The sequence below is a fragment of the Nocardia sp. NPDC051750 genome (genome assembly GCF_044453135.1).
Taxonomy (GTDB): domain Bacteria; phylum Actinomycetota; class Actinomycetes; order Mycobacteriales; family Mycobacteriaceae; genus Nocardia.
The window spans coordinates 818,184-841,346 of record NZ_JBITCK010000002.1; the positions used below are offsets into that span (position 1 = coordinate 818,184).

The 23,163-nt window shown below is 67.4% G+C and carries 23 protein-coding genes and 1 tRNA gene; 11 read left to right on the forward strand and 13 right to left on the reverse strand.

The genetic code is table 11. From position 1 onward, the window contains the following. The first annotated feature begins 54 nt into the window (after positions 1-54). Complete coding sequence (locus tag ACIA75_RS11175; protein WP_397102502.1) at positions 55-1,179, forward strand: alpha/beta hydrolase; 1,125 nt, start codon at positions 55-57, stop codon at positions 1,177-1,179. A gap of 32 nt (positions 1,180-1,211) precedes the next feature. Here the strand turns inward: ACIA75_RS11175 and ACIA75_RS11180 are convergent, their stop codons facing one another. From ACIA75_RS11180 to ACIA75_RS11190, 3 genes are all read right to left on the reverse strand, one after another. Then, positions 1,212-1,772, reverse strand: a complete 561-nt coding sequence (locus ACIA75_RS11180) for a TetR/AcrR family transcriptional regulator (RefSeq protein ID WP_397102504.1) — start codon at positions 1,770-1,772, stop codon at positions 1,212-1,214. Between the two features lie 110 nt (positions 1,773-1,882). Further along, entirely contained in the window at positions 1,883-2,233 is a 351-nt protein-coding gene (locus ACIA75_RS11185) for a DUF1062 domain-containing protein (protein WP_397102506.1), read from the reverse strand. Further along, positions 2,136-2,429 (reverse strand): DUF1062 domain-containing protein, encoded by a 294-nt coding sequence (locus ACIA75_RS11190; protein ID WP_397102508.1) that lies wholly within the window; start codon positions 2,427-2,429, stop codon positions 2,136-2,138. Before ACIA75_RS11190 ends, ACIA75_RS11185 begins: the two co-directional genes overlap by 98 nt. Positions 2,430-2,766: 337 nt before the next feature. Between ACIA75_RS11190 and ACIA75_RS11195 the strand changes: the two genes are divergently transcribed. Beyond that, positions 2,767-3,258, forward strand: coding sequence for an SRPBCC family protein (locus ACIA75_RS11195; RefSeq protein WP_397102510.1), 492 nt, complete (start codon positions 2,767-2,769; stop codon positions 3,256-3,258). A 92-nt stretch (positions 3,259-3,350) separates the two neighbouring features. Then, positions 3,351-4,154, forward strand: coding sequence for a HEAT repeat domain-containing protein (locus ACIA75_RS11200; protein WP_397102512.1), 804 nt, complete (start codon positions 3,351-3,353; stop codon positions 4,152-4,154). Positions 4,155-4,335: 181 nt separating this feature from the next. Here ACIA75_RS11200 and ACIA75_RS11205 read toward each other — a convergent pair. The 4 genes from ACIA75_RS11205 to ACIA75_RS11220 form a co-directional block, all read right to left on the reverse strand. Further along, a tRNA-Val gene (locus tag ACIA75_RS11205) sits at positions 4,336-4,410 on the reverse strand. Between the two features lie 32 nt (positions 4,411-4,442). Next, complete coding sequence (locus ACIA75_RS11210; RefSeq protein ID WP_280419804.1) at positions 4,443-4,907, reverse strand: peroxiredoxin; 465 nt, start codon at positions 4,905-4,907, stop codon at positions 4,443-4,445. Between the two features lie 64 nt (positions 4,908-4,971). Next, entirely contained in the window at positions 4,972-5,394 is a 423-nt protein-coding gene (locus ACIA75_RS11215) for a DUF3052 domain-containing protein (protein WP_397102515.1), read from the reverse strand. Positions 5,395-5,524: 130 nt separating this feature from the next. Further along, positions 5,525-6,079 carry a hypothetical protein gene (locus ACIA75_RS11220; RefSeq protein ID WP_397102517.1) on the reverse strand — a complete coding sequence of 185 codons (555 nt, stop codon included), beginning with the start codon at positions 6,077-6,079 and terminating at the stop codon, positions 5,525-5,527. A gap of 282 nt (positions 6,080-6,361) precedes the next feature. Here ACIA75_RS11220 and aceE point away from each other — a divergent pair, with 282 nt between their 5' ends. The 6 genes from aceE to ACIA75_RS11250 all read left to right on the forward strand — a co-directional run bounded on the left by aceE (position 6,362) and on the right by ACIA75_RS11250 (position 14,776). After that, complete coding sequence (gene aceE / locus ACIA75_RS11225; RefSeq protein ID WP_397103453.1) at positions 6,362-9,133, forward strand: pyruvate dehydrogenase (acetyl-transferring), homodimeric type; 2,772 nt, start codon at positions 6,362-6,364, stop codon at positions 9,131-9,133. A 10-nt stretch (positions 9,134-9,143) separates the two neighbouring features. Beyond that, positions 9,144-10,478 carry a PucR family transcriptional regulator gene (locus ACIA75_RS11230; RefSeq protein WP_397103455.1) on the forward strand — a complete coding sequence of 445 codons (1,335 nt, stop codon included), beginning with the start codon at positions 9,144-9,146 and terminating at the stop codon, positions 10,476-10,478. A 128-nt stretch (positions 10,479-10,606) separates the two neighbouring features. Continuing rightward, complete coding sequence (locus tag ACIA75_RS11235) at positions 10,607-11,521, forward strand: ACP S-malonyltransferase (protein WP_397102519.1); 915 nt, start codon at positions 10,607-10,609, stop codon at positions 11,519-11,521. A gap of 127 nt (positions 11,522-11,648) precedes the next feature. After that, positions 11,649-11,951 carry a meromycolate extension acyl carrier protein AcpM gene (gene acpM, locus ACIA75_RS11240; protein WP_357427176.1) on the forward strand — a complete coding sequence of 101 codons (303 nt, stop codon included), beginning with the start codon at positions 11,649-11,651 and terminating at the stop codon, positions 11,949-11,951. A 10-nt stretch (positions 11,952-11,961) separates the two neighbouring features. Continuing rightward, on the forward strand, positions 11,962-13,212 hold the full coding sequence (locus tag ACIA75_RS11245) for a KasA/KasB family beta-ketoacyl-ACP synthase (protein ID WP_397102522.1): 1,251 nt from the start codon (positions 11,962-11,964) through the stop codon (positions 13,210-13,212). Positions 13,213-13,342: 130 nt separating this feature from the next. Next, positions 13,343-14,776, forward strand: coding sequence for an acyl-CoA carboxylase subunit beta (locus tag ACIA75_RS11250; protein ID WP_397102524.1), 1,434 nt, complete (start codon positions 13,343-13,345; stop codon positions 14,774-14,776). 31 nt (positions 14,777-14,807) lie between these two features. On the opposite strand, the gene ACIA75_RS11255 is transcribed toward ACIA75_RS11250, so the two are convergent. Further along, positions 14,808-15,728 (reverse strand): RNA polymerase sigma-70 factor, encoded by a 921-nt coding sequence (locus ACIA75_RS11255; protein ID WP_397102526.1) that lies wholly within the window; start codon positions 15,726-15,728, stop codon positions 14,808-14,810. A gap of 78 nt (positions 15,729-15,806) precedes the next feature. Next, positions 15,807-16,988, reverse strand: a complete 1,182-nt coding sequence (locus ACIA75_RS11260) for an NAD(P)/FAD-dependent oxidoreductase (protein WP_397102528.1) — start codon at positions 16,986-16,988, stop codon at positions 15,807-15,809. Positions 16,989-17,214: 226 nt separating this feature from the next. Here ACIA75_RS11260 and ACIA75_RS11265 point away from each other — a divergent pair, with 226 nt between their 5' ends. Next, positions 17,215-19,050, forward strand: coding sequence for an Eco57I restriction-modification methylase domain-containing protein (locus ACIA75_RS11265; RefSeq protein WP_397102530.1), 1,836 nt, complete (start codon positions 17,215-17,217; stop codon positions 19,048-19,050). A 2-nt stretch (positions 19,051-19,052) separates the two neighbouring features. Here the strand turns inward: ACIA75_RS11265 and ACIA75_RS11270 are convergent, their stop codons facing one another. From ACIA75_RS11270 to sigJ, 4 genes are all read right to left on the reverse strand, one after another. Then, entirely contained in the window at positions 19,053-19,676 is a 624-nt protein-coding gene (locus ACIA75_RS11270; protein WP_397102532.1) for a TetR/AcrR family transcriptional regulator, read from the reverse strand. Positions 19,677-19,941: 265 nt separating this feature from the next. Further along, positions 19,942-20,127, reverse strand: coding sequence for a hypothetical protein (locus tag ACIA75_RS11275; RefSeq protein ID WP_397102534.1), 186 nt, complete (start codon positions 20,125-20,127; stop codon positions 19,942-19,944). Between the two features lie 176 nt (positions 20,128-20,303). Beyond that, the gene (locus ACIA75_RS11280) at positions 20,304-20,819 is read right to left on the reverse strand and encodes a gamma carbonic anhydrase family protein (protein ID WP_397102536.1); all 516 of its coding nucleotides are present in this window, start codon (positions 20,817-20,819) and stop codon (positions 20,304-20,306) included. 61 nt (positions 20,820-20,880) lie between these two features. Next, complete coding sequence (gene sigJ, locus ACIA75_RS11285; protein ID WP_397102538.1) at positions 20,881-21,837, reverse strand: RNA polymerase sigma factor SigJ; 957 nt, start codon at positions 21,835-21,837, stop codon at positions 20,881-20,883. A 272-nt stretch (positions 21,838-22,109) separates the two neighbouring features. Here sigJ and ACIA75_RS11290 point away from each other — a divergent pair, with 272 nt between their 5' ends. Further along, positions 22,110-23,051 carry a cobalamin biosynthesis protein gene (locus tag ACIA75_RS11290; protein ID WP_397103457.1) on the forward strand — a complete coding sequence of 314 codons (942 nt, stop codon included), beginning with the start codon at positions 22,110-22,112 and terminating at the stop codon, positions 23,049-23,051. The last annotated feature ends 112 nt before the right edge of the window (positions 23,052-23,163 follow it).

The following is a 23,163-nucleotide window of genomic DNA, read 5'->3' on the forward strand; positions in this document are numbered from 1 at the left end:
TTCTTGGGTGCCGTCCAAGAAGCTGTCAGGGCAGACAGGCGGAGGGAAAATATCGTGAACCGTGGCGAATCGAGCGCTCGTCTGGGCGGGGGACTGCAGTTCGGTCGGCGTGATGTTTCGTTCGTCTCAGGTGGGCAGCGATGTGCGGCTTGGCTGTACAACCCGTCGGATCCGGTGTCGCGGCACCCGTTGGTGATCATGGGGCACGGGTTGGGTGCGGTGCGGCAGATGCGGTTGGACGCCTTCGCCGAGCGCTTCGCCGCTGCGGGTTGGTCGGTGCTGGTGTTCGACTACCGTCATCTCGGCGCCAGCGAAGGTCAGCCGCGCCAGCTGCTCGATATCGGCAAACAGCTCGCCGACTGGCATGCCGCGCTGGCATATGCGCGGTCGCTGCCGGAGGTCGACGCCGGCAGGATCGCGTTGTGGGGCAGTTCTTTCGGTGGTGGTCACGTGCTGCAGGTCGCCTCTCGGGATCCGGGGGTGGCGGCGGTGGTGGCGCAGTGTCCGTTCACCGACGGACCGGCCTCGCTGTGGTCGCGGCTACGGAGCGGACCGCTGAGCGCGGTGGCGCTGACCGCGCTGGGTGTAGTCGACACCGCCGGCTCCTGGATCGGCGCGAAGCCCCTCTTGATGCCGATGGCGGGCGCGTCGTGGATGCCGGCGTTCGTCGCCTCACCGGATGCGGTCGCGGGAGCTTCGGAATTACTACCTGCCGGAACCCGGTTGTCCCGGCGCACCAGCGCGCTACTGGCACGGATGCCCTCGTTCCGGGCGCAGGTGTCGAAGAACATCGTCATGACCGCCGTCGAGGACGGTGCGGAGAATCCGACGATGGTGGGCCGTGACAGCATGTGGGGAGTCCTGCGGGGTGCCGACGGCGATTTCGACGCCGCCAACGCCATTGCCGCCCGCCTGGTCCTACGGCTGCCGCTCTATCGGCCGGGGCGCGCCATGGCCCGCACCACCACACCGACACTGCTGTGCGTATGCGACCACGACGCCGCGGCCCCCGCGAAAACCGCACTGCGCCGCGCCCGAGGCTTGGCCCATGTCGACGTCCGGAGCTATCCCTGTGACCACTTCGACATCTATGTAGGCCCCATCTTCGAACGGGCGGTCAGCGATCAGATCCATTTCCTGGCCACGCAATTCGGTGACGCCGCGGCCACCGCCTCGTAGCAGGCGCACTCGTCGAACCGGATCGGGGTCGGTCAGCGGGCCGCGACGGCGATGCCACGCGCACTGTGCAGCAGCGTCTCGATCACCGCACGTTTGCGGGAGTCCGCCCCCGGGTGCATCAGCAATCCCTCGACGACGAAAACTCCGATCGTGACCATCGCCTCCAGCTCGTCCTCGGCAACCCCGATCTCGGCCAGATCACCCATGAACAGCGCCTCGGCCACCGTGTGGAACTGTTCGTGCCAGTCCCGGACGGCCGGAGATTCCTTGGCTCGGGCGTGCACCGTGGTGACCAACCGGCTCACCTGCTCCAGCTCGCCGACCACCCACAGCAAACGATCGACCACATCGATAGCGCCCATGGCGCCGTAGCGATCCATCGCCTCGGCCAGTACCTCGTCGAGCACCGCGATCAGCACAGCGTCCTTGTCGCGGAAATACCAGTACAGCGTGTTGGACACCACGCCCGCGTCCTGCGCGATCCGTGTCATCGACGCCGCGTCGTACCCCTGCTCGGTGAACAACCGACGAGCAGCGGCCACGATCTCGGCCCGCTTCTCCTCACGATCTCGAGGACGTCTGTTTCGAGGCATCTCCGGTCCCGGCTCATCGCTGTTGCATCCGGTCCGAGCCTATCTCGGACGCTCGTCGAGAATGCGGTGGGCTGGGATCTGTACAGGACTCTGGTCTCCCACAGAATGGCTCAGCGCTTGAGCGTGAAGGTGAAGTCGCTGGAAAGCCTGCCGCTCAGCCGGACGGCCGAGACCGTGTTTCCCTCCACGACGAGTTGCTCGACCTCGGCCCGGGAAAGACCGAAACCTTCGGCGATCAGTCGCGTCGGCCGGACAGGGATCCGGGCCGTGAAGCGGACCGAGATGTCGATCGTTTCACAGTCCGTGTGGTCCGATCCACTGGTGTCCAGGCGCCAGGCGTTATCCCAGTCGAGGGCAATGCGATTACGGCGCTGCACGGCCGGGTCCTGGAGCAGCTCCGCTGTCAGGCCGGGTCGTTGTCGTGCAGCCCGCCAGCAGCTCAGGTCGGATGGAGCGCACATTCACCCGTTCCAGAACCGTGAGCTTTGTGGTTTTCCCGCAAGTGGTGCAAAGCGCGAGGAGCCATGCGTCGATGCGCTTGTGGTTTGCGTTGACGCGGAAATTTCCGCTTGCCCAGAAGCGTTCGGACGCGCAGACGTGGCAGCGGCGGAGAACGAGGGGGAGGCAGGTGGGCACGACCACCCAGATTTTGAGCATAGATGTACACCCGTTTCAGTGAGAGGTTCGCAGCAAGAAGGAGCGCGACGCCCATACGCGCCGCGCGACGATTCACCGCTGAGGCGAACTCACTGGATGTACAGCGGAATGTCCTTGATCAGACGACGTGGTTCGGCAGCATGGTAATGACACACGGCGGTGCTGTTCCACCGGTTTTCGAGCGCCTCATCGCAACCGGCAACGATGGGCGGCTCGGTTCGGGCTGCGGACGAGCCCGGTTGTGCTAGAGGTTCCGGCCGGTCAGGCGGACCGGGGCCTACGCGGCCACCGGAAAGGTCTGTTGTCTCATCCCGGGAAGGAAGGAATGATGCGCCCTATGAAATACACCGTCTCCATCGAGATCGCCCTGCCGCGGGAGAAGGTGGTCCAGCTGCTCGCGGATCCGGTGCACCTGCCGAAATGGTTGCGGGGCCTGGTGCTGCACGAGCCGCTGAGCGGGGAGCACGGGCAGCTCGGCGCCAAGTCGCGGGTCGTGCTGGAGATGGGTAAGCGGAAGATGGAGTGCACCGAGACCATCACCCGCCGGGAACCGGCAGACCTGCGCGACATCCCCGAAACGGCCGTCGTTCATTTCGACCGCGAGATTGTCGGCCCGGGCATGTGGAGCGTCGAGCGCGACCGGTTGACCGACGCCGGCCCGGACACGACGCTCTGGGAGGCCGAGAGCGAATACCGGTTCAGCAGCGTGGTGATGAAGCTACTGGGACGCCTGATGGCCGGCTCCTTCCGTAAGCAGTCGCTACAGCACATGCAGGACTTCAAGGCGTTCGCCGAACAGGGAAACGATGTCCGCGACGCGACGGACTGATCTGCCGTAAGTGCAGCATCCCGTAGGTTTCGATCTCGCCGAGGGTGTCGACGTCAGGCCCGCTGGTGATCATCGCCGGGTACCGTTGGGCGGTGAACCCAGCTGATGCGCGATGCCTCGAAGACGGCGATCTCGAGACCCGCGAGGAAAACCTACGGCACTTGCTGGCGCGGGCCGCTGACGGCGACACATCGGCCAAGCAAGCACTGTGCGCGCTCGTCCGCGACTATCCCGCCTACCACCGGTCGCTGTACAGCCGGGCATTGAACCGGGTGGCAGTCTTCGGCGACGACACCCTGAAGGCACCACTGCTCGCGTCACTCGCCGATACACGGTACAACTGCCAGGCATGGGCTGCGATGGGCTGCGCGGCGCTCGGCTTCCGCGAAGCAGTTCCCGGCTTGGTCGCGATGCTGGATCACCCGCAGGAGATAGCTCGAGAGCAGGCGGTGGTCGCTCTGGGCACGCTCGGTGACGAATCGGTGGTGCCGGCGCTCACGCCCCTGCTGGGGGACTCGATCGGAGGAATGCGCGAACGTGCCGCCGAGGCCCTCGGCCTGATCGGCGGCGACGCGGCCCTGGCTGCACTATGGGACGAACTCGAGAACCGCCGCTACTACCGCATCGGCTATATCGCCAGCGCGCTGGCCAGATTCGCCCCGGAGATCATCCCGAGGCTGTGCGAGGCGGCCGACAGCGACGATCCGGACCAGCGATACTGGGCGGCTGTGGCACTCGGTTCGACCGGCGACGATCGTGCCGTGCCGACGCTGGAACGGCTGAGGGCTCACGACCGGGGCGCAACAGTCTTCGACGGTATGGTGAGCGTCGCCGCGAAGAAGGGCCTCCGCACGCTTCGCCGAATCCAAGCCGCGATTGCGGCCCGCGAATCCTGAAAAGGGCGTCCGACTCGACCTGCCCGACTGCTGGTCGACGGAGGAACTGATCGGCCGGCTTCTCGCTCTCGGGCTCGGTTCGACGACATGGCCGACGTGGAGACGGTGCCGCCATGCGCGGATTGCGAGCCTGCGTGGCCAGAACTTACACAACCGCCGGGCACAGTGACCTGGATCCACTTGGTGGGCGCAGACGGGTTCGAACCGCCGACCGCTGGTGTGTAAAACCAGAGCTCTACCGCTGAGCTATACGCCCGTAACCCCCGGAGCGTTGTCCGGGGGAACGGTCTATGAATCTAGCGCGGCGAGCGCTTTCTCCCAAGCCGCCTGGTCACGGGGCTCTCCGGGACCGTTCATCTCCGCGAAACGGATGATTCCTTCGCGGTCGACGACGAACGTGCCGCGGTTCGCGAAGCCCGTCGTGTCGTTGAAGACGCCGTAGTCCTGGGCGATCTTGCCGTGCGGCCAGAAATCCGACAGCAGCGGGAAGGTGTAGCCCTGTTCCGCGGCCCAGATCTTGTGGGTCGGCGGGGGGCCCACCGAGATCGCGATGATCTCGGCGTTGTCGTTCTGGAAGCGCGGCAGTTCGTCGCGGACCTTGCACAGCTCGCCCTGGCAGATGCCGGTGAAGGCGAGCGGGTAGAAGACGATCAGGACGTTCTTCTTGCCGCGATAATCCGACAGCGAGACTTCCTGATTGTTCTGGTCCTTGAGCGTGAACTCCGGCGCCTGGGTGCCTACCTCGAGGGGCATGGGTATCCTCCGAATCTCCTGCCGCGCATCCGGTTCCCGGACGCGCGGCACAGCTGTGGACGGCTCAGCGCTGTTTGGTCGGCGCCTTGGGCTGCACCAGCCGGCTGGCCGACCATTCACCGAGTTTGATCGCCGATGTCTGGGTGAGACCCGCCGTCGGTGCGGCCTCGGCGATCTCACTGGGATCGACGTGCCCGTCGTTACCGGTCTTGGGGGTCAGCACCCAGATGAAGCCGTCGTCGGCGAGTGGGCCGATCGCTTCCATCAGCTCGTCGACCAGGTCACCGTCGCCGTCCCGCCACCACAGCAGGACCACATCGATGACCTCGTCGGAGTCCTCGTCCAGCAGTTCGCTGCCGCAGGTCTCCTCGACGTCGGCCCGGAGGTCGTCGTTGGTGTCCTCGTCCCAGCCCAGCTCCTGGACAACCATGCCGTGGGTGATGCCAAGCTTCTGAGCGAAATTCTGATCGTCCGCCGCGGCGACCACGGTGGCGTCCTCCTCAACTCCCGACTACAAGATATCTGCAAGCGAACATGGTTATCGCCCCTAACGCAAGCCGATCGGGTAGATCGAATTTCTGATGTCGCGATAAACCGCTGGTGACGGGCGATACGGGTCATCCGGGGCAGGCATCGCGGACCACGTTGCGCGCGTCGTTCACGCGGCGGCTGGCGTCGTTGAGAGGGCCGACGGGGGATGTGTAGGTCATTTCCCGGGTGGCTCGAGCGAGGCCGCGGGCGGCGTCGACGTATTCGACGAGTTTCGCCTTCAGGTCCTCGGGGAGGTTCGCGCCGGCGGCGTTCACGCCGGCCTCGACCTGGTTCGCGGCGTCCTCCAGCGCGGTCACCGCGGCTTCCCGTTTGGCGTCGTAGTCGGGGGCGTTGCTGTCGTGCGCGTCGACGAACTCGTTGTATTTGCTGACGCCGACCCCGGTGGTGCCGGGGAACAGGGTGCAGTTGTCGGTGACGGCCTTGTCCCGGGCGGCGGCGATCTGGGACGACGTGGCGGCCGCCGATTGCGAAGATGCGGTACTGCGATAGGCGCTCGCCTCGGCGGCGTTCGGTGTCGCCACCCCTTGGATCTGGGTCGCACAGCCTGCCACGGTCGCGCCGGTGACCAGTGCCGCCGCGGCGCATACCAGCCCGAATCGGCGCGGGTCCAGCCCTTGCATCGTCCTCCCGGCTCCTCGAAATTCGCTTCGAACCTGCCTGTCGAACGGTACTGGATCGGCGACTGACATGATGATGTGGGACGCGCCACGCAAGGACGCGGGCGCGCCCGGAACTAGTCGTCACGGGTGACCTGCACACCAGCGGGCCGCTCGGGGTTACCGCAGCCATCAGCTCGACCACCCCCTGTACGAGGAGCAGTTTTGACCGATCTGATCCACTCTGGCGTCCCGGCGGAATCCGCTGAGCCGGGTTCCGCTCCCACCCCTCGCGACGCCAACGGCGTGCCGTCCGGTGGCCGAGTCCGCGTGATTCGTGAAGGAGTGGCCTCTTACCTACCGGATATAGACCCGGAGGAGACCAGCGAATGGCTCGAATCCTTCGATGAGATGCTCGAGCGCGAAGGCCCGGGCCGCGCCCGCTACCTGATGCTGCGGATGCTGGAACGCGCCGGTGAGCGCCGGGTGTCGATTCCTTCGCTGACCTCCACCGATTACGTCAACACCATCCCGACCGAGAACGAGCCCTGGTTCCCCGGTGACGAGGAAACCGAGCGGCGCTTTCGGGCCTGGATCCGCTGGAACGCGGCCATCATGGTGCACCGGGCGCAGCGCCCCGGTATCGGTGTCGGTGGTCATATCTCGACCTACGCGTCGTCGGCGGCGCTGTACGAGGTCGGGTTCAACCATTTCTTCCGCGGTAAGGACCATTCCGGCGGCGGCGATTCGATCTTCATCCAGGGTCACGCCTCGCCCGGTATCTATGCTCGCGCCTTCCTCGAGGGCCGGTTGTCCACCGATCAGCTCGACGGTTTCCGCCAGGAGTACAGCCACGGCGGTCTCGGCAAGGGCCTGCCGTCGTATCCGCATCCGCGGCTGCTGAGCGATTTCTGGGAATTCCCGACGGTGTCGATGGGCTTGGGCCCGATGAACGCCATCTACCAGGCGCGGTTCAACCACTACCTGCACGATCGCGGTATCAAGGACACCTCCGACCAGCATGTGTGGGCGTTCCTCGGCGACGGTGAGATGGACGAACCCGAATCGCGCGGCCTCGCCCATGTGGCGGCCATGGAGGGTCTGGACAATCTGACCTTCGTGGTGAACTGCAACCTGCAGCGCCTGGACGGCCCGGTGCGCGGTAACGGCAAGATCATCCAGGAGCTGGAGTCGTTCTTCCGCGGCGCCGGCTGGAATGTCATCAAGGTGATCTGGGGTCGTGAGTGGGACGCGCTGCTGGGCGCCGATCGCGACGGCGCGCTGGTGAACCTGATGAACACCACGCCCGACGGTGATTACCAGACCTACAAGGCCAACGACGGCGCGTATGTCCGCGATCACTTCTTCGGCCGCGATCCGCGGACGAAGGCGCTGGTCCAGGATCTGTCGGATCAGGAGATCTGGAATCTGAAGCGCGGTGGTCACGACTACCGCAAGGTGTATGCGGCGTATGCGGCGGCGCTGGCGCACAAGGGCCAGCCGACCGTGATCCTGGCGAAGACGATCAAGGGCTACACCCTCGGCAAGCATTTCGAGGGCCGCAATGCCACGCATCAGATGAAGAAGCTGACGCTGCAGGACCTCAAGGATTTCCGCGATCTGCAGCGTATCCCGATCAGCGATGCCGAGCTGGAGAAGGATCCGTACCTGCCCCCGTACTACCACCCGGGTGCGGACACCAAGGAGATCCAGTACATGCTGGATCGCCGCAAGGCACTCGGCGGTTATCTGCCCGAGCGGCGGACAGATGTGGCACCGCTGAAGCTGCCCGGTGACGAGGCGTACACATCGGTGCGCAAGGGGTCCGGGAAGCAGAATGTGGCCACCACCATGGCTCTGGTGCGGCTCATGAAGGAGCTGCTGCGCGATAAGGAGATCGGCAAGCGGATCGTGCCGATCATCCCGGACGAGGCCCGCACCTTCGGGATGGATTCCTGGTTCCCGTCGCTGAAGATCTACAACCGCAACGGCCAGCTCTACACCTCGGTCGACGCGGAACTGATGCTCGCCTACAAGGAGAGCGCGGTCGGGCAGATCCTGCACGAGGGCATCAACGAGGCCGGATCCACCGCGTCGTTCACCGCGGTCGGCACGTCCTATGCCACCCACGGCGAGCCGATGATCCCGCTCTACATCTTCTATTCGATGTTCGGTTTCCAGCGCACCGGCGACGGTCTGTGGGCCGCGGCGGATCAGCTGGCCCGCGGGTTCGTGCTCGGCGCGACGGCTGGGCGCACCACGCTCACCGGTGAGGGCCTGCAGCACAACGACGGGCATTCGCTGCTGCTGGCGTCCACCAACCCGGCGGTGGTGGCCTACGATCCGGCGTTCTCGTTCGAGATCGCCCATATCGTGCGCGACGGCCTGCGCCGCATGTACGGCGGCACACCGGGCGTGGAGGGCTTCGGCGGGGAGAACATCTTCTACTACCTCACCCTGTACAACGAGCCCTACCAGCAGCCCGCCGAGCCCGAGGGGCTGGACGTGGACGGTCTGCTCAAGGGCCTCTACCTGTACCGCAAGGGCGGTGCGGGGGAGGTACGTGCGCAGATCATGGTCTCCGGGGTCACCGTGCCCGACGGCTTGCGCGCACAGCAGCTGCTGGCCGAGCAGTGGGGTGTCGCCGCCGATGTGTGGTCGGCGACGTCGTGGAGCGAGCTGCGGCGCGAGGCGCTGGAACTGGAAACCGAGGCGCTGCACCATCCGGGCGAAGATCCCGGGCAGCCGTACGTCGCCCGCGCCCTGGCCGGCGCCGAGGGCCCGTTCGTCGCCGCGACCGACTGGATGCGCGCGGTGCCGGACCAGATCCGCAAATGGGTCCCGGGCGATTTCACCACCCTGGGCACGGACGGGTTCGGTTTCTCCGATACCCGGCCGGCCGCGCGCCGGGTCTTCAACGTCGACGCCGAATCCATCGTCGTCGCGGTGCTGGCCGGGCTGGGCCGGCTGGGCACGATCGATCCGGCGAAGGCCGCCGAGGCCGCCACGCGGTACCGGATCGACGATGTGTCGGGGGCCGAGAAGTTCACGGCCGGTGGCGCAGGAGATGCGGAGTGACGACAACTCGATGATCGAACGCAGACCACCGCGGCCCCGCCGGGTCAACGAAGGCTCTTCCGAGCACGAGGTGTATCTGCCGACCGGCGCGCTGTCGCCGAACCGGCAGAACCGCGACCCGCTACCGGACACGCTGCTCAAACGCGTCAAGCAGTTCTCCGGACGGCTCTCCACCGAGGCCGTGGGGTCGATGCAGGACCGGTTGCCGTTCTTCGCCGATCTGGACGCCGCGCAGCGGGCCGGCGTCCAGATGCTGGTGCAGACCGCGGTGGTCAACTTCCTGGAATGGCTTCAGGACCCGGACAGCGATATCCGGTTCAGCCTGGACGCCTTCCAGGTGATCCCACAGGATCTGGCGCGGCGGCTGACGCTGCGCCAGACCGTGGACATGGTGCGGGTGGCCATGGAGTTCTTCGAACAGTGGCTGCCCGCACTGGCCCGCAACGATCGTCAGCTGGTCGCGCTCACCGAGGCGGTACTGCGCTACGGGCGTGAGCTCGGTTTCGCGGCCGCCTCGGTGTACGCCAGCGCGGCCGAATCCCGGGGTGCCTGGGATACCCGCCTCGAGGCCCTGGTGGTGGACGCGGTGGTACGCGGCGACACCGGTCCCGACATGCTCTCGCGGGCCGCGACGCTCAACTGGGACGCCACCGCGCCCGCGACGGTGCTGGTGGGCACCCCGCCGCTGGATCAGGGGATCTCGGTGGTCGGCGCCGTGCACACCATCGCCGCCCGGCACGGCCGGGCGGCGCTGGCGGTGGTGCAGGGTGCACGGCTGGTGATGGTGGTGAGCGGTCATCTGGGCGACGCGCCGCACAATTCGTCGTTCATGGCGGATCTGCTCACCGAGGCGTTCTCGGACGGCCCCGTGGTGATCGGGCCGACCACTCGGACGCTGGGTGCCGCCCACAACAGCGCGCTCGAGGCCCTCGCGGGCATGGAAGCCGTGATCGGCTGGCGGGATGCGCCGCGCCCGGTCCACGCGATGGAATTGCTGCCCGAACGTGCCCTGCTCGGTGATCGAGCTGCGGTGGACGCACTTGTCGAGTACCTTGTGCTTCCGTTGGCTTCGGCCGGTTCCGCCCTGGCGGACACCCTGGATGCCTACCTGGAATGTGGCGGCGCTGTCGAGATGTGTGCTCGGCAACTGTACGTTCATCCAAATACTGTGCGGTATCGCCTGAAGCGGATCGGTGAGGTCACCGGCCGCGATCCGCTCAACGCGCGGGACGCCTACGTGCTCCGAATTGCCGCCACAGTGGGTCGGTTGACACGAACTCGTAACGAATCGTCAACATCCGTACCAGAGGAAACTTTTGTCCCGATGGACAAAGACGGCCTGTAACGCTTGTGACGATTCGGTCGATCCGGACACCCCACGCGGGCTTTTGTGGGGACCATACAAAAGCCATCCGCAAGCTTCATCCGCGTCGACATCTCGCGAGAGTGCCCTCACAGTGTTTTCTTAGGTACGTGATCGCGTTGTTCGCCCCTGGACAGGGCTCTCAGACACCCGGCATGCTCGCGCCTTGGCTCGACCTGCCGGGCGCGCATGACCGCCTCGCACTGTGGTCGAAGGAATCGGGTCTGGATCTGGTCCGGCTCGGTACCGAGGCGACCGCCGAAGAGATCACCGACACCGCGGTGACCCAGCCGCTCGTGGTTGCGGCCGCGCTGCTCGCCTTCGCCGAGATCGGCGAGAACCGGGTACCGGCCGACACCATCGTGGCGGGCCATTCGGTGGGTGAACTCGCCGCTGCCGCTGTCGCCGGAGTGATCTCCGCCGACCAAGCGGTTACGCTGGCGGCTATCCGCGGTGCCGAAATGGCGAAAGCGTGCGCGCTGGAGCCGACCGGCATGTCCGCGGTGCTCGGTGGCGACGAGGCCGCCGTGCTGGCCCGGCTCGAGGAATTGGAGCTGGTTCCCGCCAACCGCAATGCCACCGGCCAGATTGTCGCGGCGGGACGTTTGGACGCTCTCGCCGAACTGGCCGCGAATCCGCCGGAGAAGGCGCGGGTGCGTGCACTGCCGGTGGCGGGCGCGTTCCACACCGAGTTCATGGCCCCGGCCCAGCAGGCGGTAGCGGCGGCGATCGCCGAGATCACCGCGCACGAGCCGACCCGGACACTGTTGTCCAACGCCGACGGCAAGCCGGTCGCATCCGGTGCCGACGCGGTGGCTAAGCTCGCCGCGCAGGTCACCCGGCCCGTCCGGTGGGACCTGTGCACCGAAACCGTCCGGCAGGCCGGCGTTTCGGCGGTGGCGGAGTTGCCACCGGCGGGAACTCTCGTCGGCATTGCCAAACGCGAGCTCAAGGGCACCCCGAACCTGGCGTTGAAGACGCCCGAGGACATCCCCGCGCTGGCGGAGCTCGCGAGCTCCGGCTAGCTTGCCTGCGGCCGTGTTTTCCGGACCCCCGGAAAGTCACGGCACCGGGACGGCGTAACCGATCGCCGGCTCGGCCCGAAGAAACCTGTAGAGCCCTACACGGAAGAAACAAGAAGGGAGCCACGAAGTGGCCGCTCTGACCCAGGAACAAATCGTCGAGGAACTCGGCAAGATCATCGAAGAGGTGACCGGTATCGAGCCCTCCGAGGTGACCCTCGAGAAGTCCTTCGTCGATGACCTGGACATCGACTCGCTGTCCATGGTCGAGATCGCGGTGCAGATGGAGGACAAGTACGGCGTCAAGATCCCCGATGAGGATCTTGCCAGCCTGAAGACCGTCGGCGACTCCGTCGCGTACGTCCAGAAGCTCGAGGCCGAGAACTCCGAGATGGCCGCCGAGCTCAAGGCCAAGTTCGACAGCGCCGAGTAGGGCCGACACCGTGACCACTCCTTCCACCTTGAACGGGAACTTCCCGAACGTCGTCGTCACGAGTTTGGCGGCGTCCACGTCCATCGCGGGTGACGTCGATGCGACGTGGAAGGGACTCCTCAACGGCGAGAGCGGTATCGACGTTCTCGAGGATTCCTTCATCGAGGAATACGACCTCCCCGTCCGCATCGGCGGCCACCTCAAGGTCCGTCCCGAAAGCTTGCTGAGCCGGGTCGAGATCCGCCGGATGGCCTACGTCGAACAGCTCGCGACCGTGCTCGGTCGTGAGGTGTGGCGCAATGCGGGCAGCCCGGAGGTCGATCCGGACCGGCTGGGTGTGGCCATCGGCACTGGACTAGGTGGCGGTGACGCGCTCATCGATTCGGTCGACAAGCTGAAGAACGGCGGCTATCGCAAGATTTCGCCGCTCGCCGTTCAGATGGTCATGCCGAACGGGCCGTCCGCCGTCGTCGGTCTCGAGCTGAAGGCCCGGGCGGGAGTGGTCACTCCGGTCTCGGCATGCTCGTCCGGTTCGGAGGGCATCGCGAACGCATGGCGGATGATCGTCATGGGTGACGCCGATATGGTCGTCACCGGCGGCGTCGAAGGTTTCATCGACGCCGTGCCGATCGCCGCGTTCACCATGATGCGCGCGATGAGCACCCGCAACGACGATCCCAAGGCCGCCTCCCGTCCGTTCGACAAGGACCGGGACGGTTTCGTCTTCGGTGAGGCCGGCGCGCTCATGGTCATCGAGACCGAGGAGCACGCCAAGGCGCGCGGGGCCACCATTCACGCCCGCCTGCTCGGTGCCGGTATCACCTCCGACGGCTTCCATCTGGTCGCACCGGACCCGGAGGGCACGGGCGCTGCCCGCGCCATGACCCGGGCGCTGCAGACCGCGGGTCTGTCCAAACAGGACATCACCCATATCAACGCGCACGCCACCGCCACCCCGATCGGCGATACCGCCGAGGCGAAGGCGATCAACAAGGCCGTCGGCAACCACGCTTCGGTGTACGCGCCGAAGTCGGCGCTGGGGCATTCGATCGGCGCCGTCGGTGCGCTGGAATCGGTGCTCACCGTGATGGCCATCCGGGACGGTATCGTGCCGCCCACCCTGAACCTGGACAACCAGGATCCCGAGATCGACCTCGATGTGGTGCACGGCGAAGCCCGGCGCCAGGAGATCGAGTACGCGATCAACAATTCGTTCGGTTTCGGTGGGCACAATGTTGCGCTCGCTTTCGGTCGGGCCTAGTAGCCGACGGACCTGACCGAATATTTCGACGACCCAGTGCGGGGGCCGCCGGCGTTACCGGCGGCCCCCGCGCGGGCTTTCGGCACCAGTGGCCCGTGTCTCGGCCACGCATCATCGAGGAGAGAACGCGATGACAACCATGGCTCCGGCCCGCCACCAGGACACCGCGACAGATCCGCGTGATCCGCTCGGCCGGCTGCAACGCTTCTTCGATCCCGGGACGGTGCTGCCGCTGCATCCGCGGGACAAGTCGGGTGTGCTGGCCGCGATCGGCGAAGTGGACGGTGTCCGGACCGTCGCCTACTGCTCGGATGCCACCGTGATGGGTGGCGCGATGGGGGTCGAGGGCTGCAAGCACATCGTCACAGCGATCGATACCGCGATCGATTCGGGTGTTCCGGTAGTGGGGCTGTGGCATTCCGGCGGGGCCCGCCTCGCCGAGGGTGTCGAGGCGCTGCACGCTGTCGGCCTGGTCTTCGAGGCCATGGTCCGGGCATCCGGTTTGGTACCGCAGATCTCGGTGGTGCTCGGTTTCGCCGCCGGCGGCGCCGCCTACGGACCTGCGCTGACCGATATCGTGATCATGGCGCCCGAGGGCCGGGTTTTCGTGACCGGACCCGATGTGGTGCGCAGCGTCACCGGCGAGCAGGTCGATATGGCCACCCTCGGCGGTCCGGAGACCCACGGCAAGAAATCCGGCGTCACCCATATCGTCGCCGACGACGAAGCCGATGCCGTGCACCGGGCGCGCCGCCTGGTGTCGATGTTCGCCGAACAGGGTGAATTCGACCTGGTCGCCGCCGAACACGGCAATGTCGATCTGCGGGCCATGCTGCCCGAATCGGCCAAACGCGCCTACGATGTCAAACCGCTGGTGCACGAACTGCTCGACAATGTCGACGGGGAGTCCAGCTTCGAAGAACTGCAGGGCGGCTACGCCCGATCCATGGTCACCGGCCTGGGCCGGCTGGGCGGCCGCACCGTCGGTGTGCTGGCCAACAACCCGCTGCGCCTGGGCGGCTGCCTGGATTCCAAGAGCGCGGAGAAGGCGGCCCGGTTCGTCCGGCTGTGCGACGCGTTCGGCATCCCGCTGGTCGTGATCACCGATGTGCCCGGTTACCTGCCCGGTGTCGGCCAGGAGTGGGACGGTGTGGTGCGCCGCGGCGCGAAACTGCTGCACGCCTTCGCCGAAGCCCGGGTTCCGCGGGTCACGCTGGTCACCCGCAAGATCTACGGCGGTGCCTATATCGCGATGAACGCCCGCTCACTGGGCGCGACCGCGGTCTACGCCTGGCCGGGGTCGGAGGTCGCGGTGATGGGCGCGAAGGCAGCGGTCGGCATCCTGCACAAGAAAGCCCTGGCCGCGGCGCCGGAGGAAGAGCGGGAGGCGCTGCACGAACGGCTCACCGCCGAACACGAAGCCATCGCCGGCGGTGTGGAACGCGCTCTCGCCATCGGCGTCGTGGACGAGGTCATCGACCCCGCGAAGACGCGCAGCGTGATCGCCGCGGCCCTGGCCGCCGTCCCCGCGCGCCCGAGCCACCACAAGAACATCCCGCTGTAGTCCGTGCTCAGGATTTCTGCGAACAGAGGGCTTACGAGGCATCGTCCACGGCTCGGAGACCGTTCAGTTTCTCGGGATTGACCTGAAAGCGGATGTTTTCGATGCGTCCTTCGTGAATGTCGTAGGTGAGTGCGCCGATGCGATGTTCGCCGATGGTGCCGATAATGCTCAGCTCGCCGTTGACCACCGCAGATTCGAGACGAATGCCGGCCGAGACCGGTTTGGTCATGACACCCAGCAGCCACCGGGCCACATGATCCGGCCCGTGTAGCGGACGCCGGGCGGCCGTGACGATACCGCCGCCGTCGTTCCACAGCGTCACGTCCGGTGCGAGCAGTTCCAGGAGGGCGGGGAGGTTACCGCCGTGGCATGCGGCCATGAACTTCTCGGTGACCTCACGGCGGGTGGCGTCGTCCGCGCCGAAGCGGGGGCGGCGGGACCGGACGTGCGAGCGGGCGCGGTGGGAGATCTGGCGGACGGTGGCCTCCGGGCGGTCGAGGAGATCACCGATTTCGGTGTGTGAGTAGCCGAAGACCTCCCGTAGCACGAAAACAGCTCGTTCGGTGGGGTTGAGCGTTTCGAGGACGACCAGCATGGCGGTGGACACGGTATCGGCCATTTCGGTCTCCTCGGCGGCAGTGGGTGTGGTGAGCAGTGGTTCGGGAAGCCACGGTCCGATGTAGGTTTCCCGGGTGGTCCGGGCGGAGGTGAGGCGGTTGAGCGCCAGATTGGTGACAGTGCGCACCAGGTAGGCCTTGGGGCGGTCCACCGAAGCCGGATCCACCGCGTTCCATTTCAGCCACGCGTCCTGGAGGATGTCCTCGGTGTCGGCGACACTGCCCAGCAGGTGGTACGCGGTGGCGAAGAGCAGACGGCGGTGCTCGGCGAACGGATCGGCGGTTGCGTTACCGGGCTGCGCAGGCAACGGTGGGTCGGTGCTGTGGTCTGGCATGGAGATCCTTCCTCCGGTCATGGTTCGGACGGCCGGGCCGGGATGCAGCCGGGTAGCTCTGGCCGGTGCCGGTCCCTGTCATGCGACTTTCCGGGTGGCGCGGCCGCCCTTCGACAACTGAACCGGCATCTTGACGTAGCGACTCATCTTCGCCGCTACCGGCGGGGTGCCGCTGACCTGCTCCTTGTAGATCACTGCGGCCTTGCCTGTGAGATACCACCGGGCCGGGGTGTCGTCGGCACGGGTGAACTGAACGACCGCGTCCTTGCGGCCCAGGCTCACCGGCTGGTGGAAGTAGCCGAAACGCAGCGGCTTCGGTGCCTTTCCGCGCAGCAGCCGGGCGATGACAGTTGCGGTGTAGTCAGCGGTGACCACGCCACTCTGGCAGGTGCCGTGGAGCTGTCCCCATGGTTGCCGGACCAGGGCGGCGTCGCCGATGGCGTGGATATCCGGATGTGAGACCGACCGCAGGGTGGAGTCGGTGATGATCAGCCCCTGTGCGGTGGTGGCGATCCCGGACTCCGTAGCGAGCGGGGACACCCGCACGCCGGTGGTCCACAGGGTCAGATCCGAGCCGACGAGTTCGCCGGTGTCCAGGCGCACGGCGTCGGGCAGCACTTTATCGACCTTCACACCCACCCTGCGCACGACACCCAGCCGGTCCAGGGCACGGTTGAGGTGGGCGCGGGCTTTGTCGCCCATCATGGCGCCGAGTTCGGCGGCGCTGACCAGCTCGACGGTCAGCGCGGGGTATGCTTCGGCGATTTCGGCGGCTGCCTCGATACCGGTGAGCCCACCACCGCAGACGGTGACCGTCCCGCCCGCGGCCGCGATTTCCGGCAGTCGTTCCGAGAAGTGATGCGCCGTCCGGGGGTCGTTCAGGGTCCAGGCGTGATCTGCCGCGCCCGGAACGATGCTGGTGTCGGTGGTGCTGCCGAGTGCGTAGACCAGCGTGTCGTAGTGCAGGACCGCACCGTCGTCGAGGCGGACCTGCCGGCCGGTGGTGTCGATGGCGGTGGCCACCCCCTGCCGGAACTCCACGCCGGTGCCCGTCAACAGGTCCGGGATCCGGAAGTCTGTCAGTTTCTGACCTGCCGCGACCTGGTGCATGCGCAGCCGCTCGGTGAAGCGGGACGAAGGGTTCACCACGGTGATGCGAGTGTCCGACTTGCGGGTGTAGCGGGCCAGCCGCGCTGTGGCGATCAGGCCGGCGTACCCGGCTCCGAGGACGACGATCTCGTGGGTGGTGTCGGTGTTCATCACTGCTCCTTGGGTGGCTCGTCGTGCGGGGTCGGCTATGAGACAGACGGGCCGCGGAGAACGTGACACCCGACAGAGTGATCTGGGTCACATGCCGGGCGCTGGCTCTGGCGCCGGAAAATGACCGGCGCCTCGCCTGCGTTCTGCCGTACAGCGCCCACCACGCCGGCCGTGTCGAAAACCGGGAAGTCGCCCGTCGCCCGCCCCCGTGGACGACAATGCGCAGATGGGACGCGATGGAGCGGGGGCTCGCGAGCGAAAGCGTCATGGCCGGCACTACACCCCGGCCGCGCTCGCGGGGTTTCTGGCGGGCCGGGTGGCGGCGCGGATCAGCACCTCGGGACGGGTGCGGGTCCTCGATCCGGCGTGTGGCTCCGGGGAGCTGTTGTTCGCCATCGAGGACGCGCTGGCCGACCGGCTGCCGGGAGTTCCGGTCGAGCTGGTGGGTTACGACCTGGATCCGGCGGGGCTGGCGCTGGCTCGGCAGCGAGCCGCGGAATCGGGAATCGGCGCGGAATGGCGGAAGCGGGATTTTCTGGCCGATTGTGCGGGTATGCCCGCGGAATCGTTCGATGTGGTGATCGCGAATCCGCCGTATGTACGCACTCAGCAGTTGGGTGGGGAGGCGGCGCTGGCATTGCGCGGGCAGTTCGGGTTACGGGGCCGGATCGATCTCACCCATCCGTTCGTCGCGGCACTGCCGCGCTTGATGGCACCGGGCGCGGTGCTGGGTCTGTTGTGCGCCAATCGGTTTCTCACCACGAAGGCGGGAGCGAACCTGCGGAGGGTGTTGCTGGCCGATCTGACGCCGGTGGAACTGTACGACCTGGGGGATACCAAGCTGTTCGAGGCGGCGGTACTGCCGGCGGTGACGATTGCCGTGCGCGGCGGGACGTGGGGGAGCTGCCGGTACGTGTCGGTCTACGAGGAGGGGGCCGACACCGCCCCGAACAGGGAAATCGGGGGCGTGGCCGGTGCGATCCCGGCCGTGGGAGCGCCGGGCTCGGAACGGCCCGCCGAGTGCGGTTCGGCCGGCTCGGCCCGGGAGAAACCGGGGACCGTGGTCGGTCCCACCGCAAGCGTGTCGCGCGGAGCCGCCGCCGAACCCACGGGAAGCCCGGCGGCCGGGGACGGTGAGCAGGAACTGTTCGCGGCTCTGGGCGGTACCACCGATGCAATGGTGTGGCGGCAGGGCCGCCGGTTCGCGGTGACGGTGGGGGAGCTGGCGACCGAACCCGGCGCGGCGGCAGCCTCGATGGGGTGGCGGATGTCGCGGGTGGGGCACGACGACTGGTTGCGTGGGGTGGCCGAGCGGATGTGGCGCACCTTCGGGGACCTGGGACGTATCCGGGTGGGGATCAAGACCAATGCCGACAAGATCTTCATCGCGGCGCACTGGGGCGATCCGGCGGCCGAACCGGAGCTGCTGTGCGACCTCATCACCCACCACGATCTGCGGCCGTGGCGGGTCGTGCGGCGGCGCGAGACCCGGGTCCTGTACCCGTACGACCTGGATCATCCGCGCCGGAGACCGGTCGACCTCGGGCGTTTTCCGCGGACCGCGGCCTATCTCGAACAGCATCGCGAGGTGCTCAGCGCACGGAGTTACCTCACCGGCGCCGGGCGCCAATGGTTCGAGCACTGGGTGCCGCAGCGGCCGCATCTGTGGCGGGTGCCCAAGATGGTGTTCCCCGATATCAGCGATCGGCCGCGATTCGCGCTGGACCGCTCGGGAGCGGTGGTCAACGGCGACTGCTACTGGATCTCGCTGTCCGATCTCGGTGGCGAAGCCCGGGCCGAGGAGCTGGCCTGTTTGATGATGGGTGTCGCGAACTCTTCGCTGGGTGTGCGCTTCTACGACGCTGTCTGTGGCAACCGGCTGTATTCCGGTCGCCGGCGCTGGATAACCCAGTATGTTTCGCGGCTGCCGGTGCCGGATCCGGCGACCGCGTGCGCCGCCGCGATCGTGCGGCTGGTGCGTGAACTGGCGCAGGACCCGGACCCCGGGCCGGCCGCCCACGGCGAACTGGACGAGCTGGTGAACCGATCGTTCGCGCTCTGAGTTCAGCCGGGTTTGTGCCCGGACACCATCGGGAGCAGGGTGCGCCGGGCGAACTCCCGGCCGGCCGCTTCGTCTTCGATGGGGATGAGACCGTCGGGCGTGAGTGCCAGCGATTGCGCCAGCCGGGCCATGATCTCGGCGATCAGGTCGGGATCGAAATCGGCGTTGTCGCCGCTATCGCTCAGTTCGCGCAGTTTCGCGGCCAGGTAGGTGCGGCCGACGGCCAGTATCGGACCGGCTTCGGTGGTGAGGCGGGGCAGCACCAGGTCGGGTTCGGTGCGCAGCAGGCGCAGCAGCAGTGGATTGCCGGCGATGGCGGAGATGAAGGCGACGAAGATCTCCACGAGCTGATCCTCGGAGCCGGCCACCGTGCGCACCCGGTTGTCGATCTTGACGACGAAGCGTTGCGCCTCCCTGATCGTCACCGCTTCCACCAGGTCGTTCTTCGATTCGAAGCGGCGGTACAGGGTCGCGGGGCTGATTCCGGCGCGGCGGGCGATCTCGCCCATGCTGGTGCGTTTGATCCCGAAATCCAGGAACGCCGACAACGCGCTGTCGAGCACCTGCACACTATCGGCGGGCGGGTCGGACAGGATGCGCTGCAGAATCGGCGGTACGGGTGGCATGGTTTCCATACTGTATCGGACCTCGTGTCCGGGCCGTGATGCGAACTCCGCCTTCGCCGCGGCCTCCACCGATCGCAGGTACCGAACTCGAGCGAGGCTCGATGAGGCGATACCTCCGCCTTCGCTACAGCCTCCGCCGGCCGCAGGTACCGAACTCGCGCAGGCTCGATGGTGCGACACCTCCGCCTTCGCTGCGCCTCCGCCGACCGCCTGCACCTAACTTGCGCAGGCTCAACGGTGCTGTGTGTCGTTTTCGTGCCGGGTATCACTCCGGCGGCAGGTCGAACTCGGCCATCTCGTGTTCGATCGCGTTGGCGGCGAAATCGACTCCGCTGGAACGGAGTTCGTGAACTCGGCGCCTCAGTGCCTCGATGCCCCCCGGTTGTGCCGCGATATCGGCCACGCTGACCCGCCCGCTGGGCCGGCGTACCTCGTAATGCTCACACGCCACCCGTCATACCTCCTGCCGGCACACCCGGTGCCTACGTGCTCGGGCTCGCCCGAAACGCCGACACCTTGCAGGACAGCGGGTTTCGAGCTCGCCCGTCTCCCCGGATACGTAGGCTCCATCGTATCAGCTACCAACTGGACGCTTGTCCAGAAAGGTGTCTCCCGGGTGGCGCCGCCCTACAGCTCCTTCGCGGACTGATGCTCGGACATGTGGTGCAGATAGACCATGGCGTTGAGCTCGAGACCCCGTTGCTGCTCGGCGGTCAGCTCCCGGCGTACCTTGCCCGGCACCCCGGCCACCAGGGAACCCGGCGGGATCTGCGCGCCCTCGGGGATCAGCGCATTGGCCGCGATCAGGCTGCCGCGACCGATCACCGCGCCGTTGAGCACGGTCGCGCCCATACCGATGAGGCAGTCGTCCTCTATCGTGCAGCCGTGCAGGATCGCGTTGTGACCCACGGAGACGCCGGCGCCCACGGTGGTCGGGAACCCCGGGTCGGCGTGCAGGACACAGCCGTCCTGGATATTGCTGCGCTCGCCGACGGTGATCAGTTCGGTATCGCCGCGCAGGACCGCGTTGTACCAGATGCTGGCCTGGGCCTCGAGTTTCACCTTGCCGATCACGCACGCGGTGGGCGCGAGCCACGCGGTCTCGTGAATTTCCGGCTGGTGTCCGCTGACTTCGATCCTCATACAGCGAACTTAACCTGGGCGGTCCGGCAGCTCTCGATGCGGTTACCGCCGCGGCGCGGACTCAGCTGTCCCCGGATTCGTGCGCTCGGGAAGCCCGCAGGATCCATTCGGCGCCGATATCGTCCGGGAGGCTGCGCAGCTTGTCGGGATTGCGGACAGCGTGAATAGCGATGATCCGGCCGTCATCGATGGTGAAGGAGAAGATTCCCGGATGCTGCCCGTCGAACACCAGCAGTCCCGGCCTCCCGTTGACTTCGATCGTGCGGCCCCAGCCGCCGGGAGCCGACGGCGCGTGATACCAGCCGAGCAGCATCTTGGTGATGAGTTCGGCGCCGCGCACCGGCTTGCGGATCGCGGGGACCTTGCCGCCACCGTCGGCGGTGAGGGTGACCCGATCGTCGAGCACGCCCAGCAGCGCGTCCATATCTCCGGACCGCCAGGCCAGCGCGAACGCCGACACCACTTTCCGGTGTTCGTCCGGTGAGGCCGGGAAACGCGGGGTGCCGTCCTCGACCCGCTTCCGGGCCCGGGACGCGAGCTGCCGTACCGCGGCCGGGGTGCGGCCCACCACATCGGCGACCTCCGGTCCGGACATGCCGAACACATCCTGCAGGACGAATGCGGTCCGCTCGGCCGGTGACAGCGATTCCAGGACCACCAGCAGCGCCATGGTGACGCGTTCGTCCTGCGATATCCGGTCCGCCGGGTCCTCCCAGTCCGAGACGGCGGGTTCGGGCAGCCATTCGCCGACGTACTGTTCGCGCCGGACCCGCGCCGACCCGAGCTGATCCAGGGCCAGGCGCCCCACCACCGTCGTGAGCCAGGCCTGGAGGTTGTCGATCGGTGCGCCCCCGGTTTCGCGATGCCGTTGCAGCCGCAGCCACGCCTCCTGCACCACATCGTCGGCGTCGGCGAGACTGCCGAGCGTGCTGTAGGCGAGCCGGCGCAGGTACGGGCGCAGTTCTTCGAAACGCTCGGCCAGGTCGGGCCGGTCGGCAGCGGGGTGTCCGTCGGTCACTGCGATTCCTCGTTCGTCCGGGCCCGCCGGATCCGGCGGGCGATGGTCTCGTGGAGTCGACGAGACCGGAATCCGATATGTGACACCAACCGAGTCCCGCGCCCAGATATTGCCGCCGCTGCCTTTCACTCACGGCTCGCTCCGGCACCGACATGTACGCCGAGCCCGGCGCGCTGTCATAACGGTGGTCGCGGCCCGCGAATAACCTCGTGTAAGTCACCTGCCGGTCCGCGTTTCGCGCCGGTGGCTAGTCTCACCTGGTGCGCAGAGGTATGTCGACCGCGGCCGGGCTGCTGGCGGGGTTCGCGATCGATCGAATTTTCGGTGATCCCGTGCGGCGGCATCCGGTGGCGGGGTTCGGGATGCTCGCAGCCGGCCTGGAAACGGTGACCTACGCCGATCGGCGGCGGGCCGGGGTCGTTCATGAGGTGGTCCTCGTGGGCGCGACGGTGGCGGCCGGTTTCGCGGTGCGCCGGGGCGGTGTGCTGCCGGTGGCCCTGGCGACGTGGACGGTGCTGGGCGGTCGCAGCCTCGCGCGGACCGGTCGTGCCATGGCCGGACGCCTGGAGTCCGGGGATATCGCCGGTGCCCGGGAACTGCTGCCCGCGCTGTGTGGTCGTGATCCGGAGGTCCTCGACGCCGACGGGCTGGCCCGGGCAGCGCTGGAATCGATCGCCGAGAACACCTCCGATGCTGCCGTCGCGCCGCTGCTGTGGGGTGCGGTGGCCGGGGTTCCGGGGCTGCTGGGTTACCGGGCGGTCAACACGCTCGACGCGATGATCGGCTACCGCAACGAGCGCTACCGGCGTTTCGGCTGGGCAGCGGCCCGGGTCGACGATGCCGCGAACCTGCTGCCGGCCCGGGTGACCGGAGTGCTCACCGCGGCGGTGGCGCCGCTCGTCGGTGGGCGGCCCGGCGCGGTACTGCGGGCCTGGCGGCGCGACGCGGCCCGTCATCCGAGCCCGAACGCGGGCGTGGTGGAGGCGGCGGCGGCCGGTGCCCTCGGCGTCCGGCTGGGTGGTCGCACCGAGTACCGGCACGGCATCGAGCAGCGTCCGGAGCTGGGTACCGGGCCCGCGCCGGCCGTCCGCGACCTGCGTCGCGCGGTGCGGTTGTCCGAGCTGGTGCAGTACGCGTCGGTGATTTCGGCAGTCGCCCTGGCTCCCGCGGCCGCGGCACTGTGGGACCGGGCGCGCGCCCGGCGCACGGGCTGACCGGTCCGGAGCCGGGCCTCATCGTCCCCGCCGATCTGCCGCTCGCCGGCACCTACGACGCGTTTCGGAAATGGCCGGCGGTTCGCGATGAGTGAGCGTGGTGCTCGCCCGG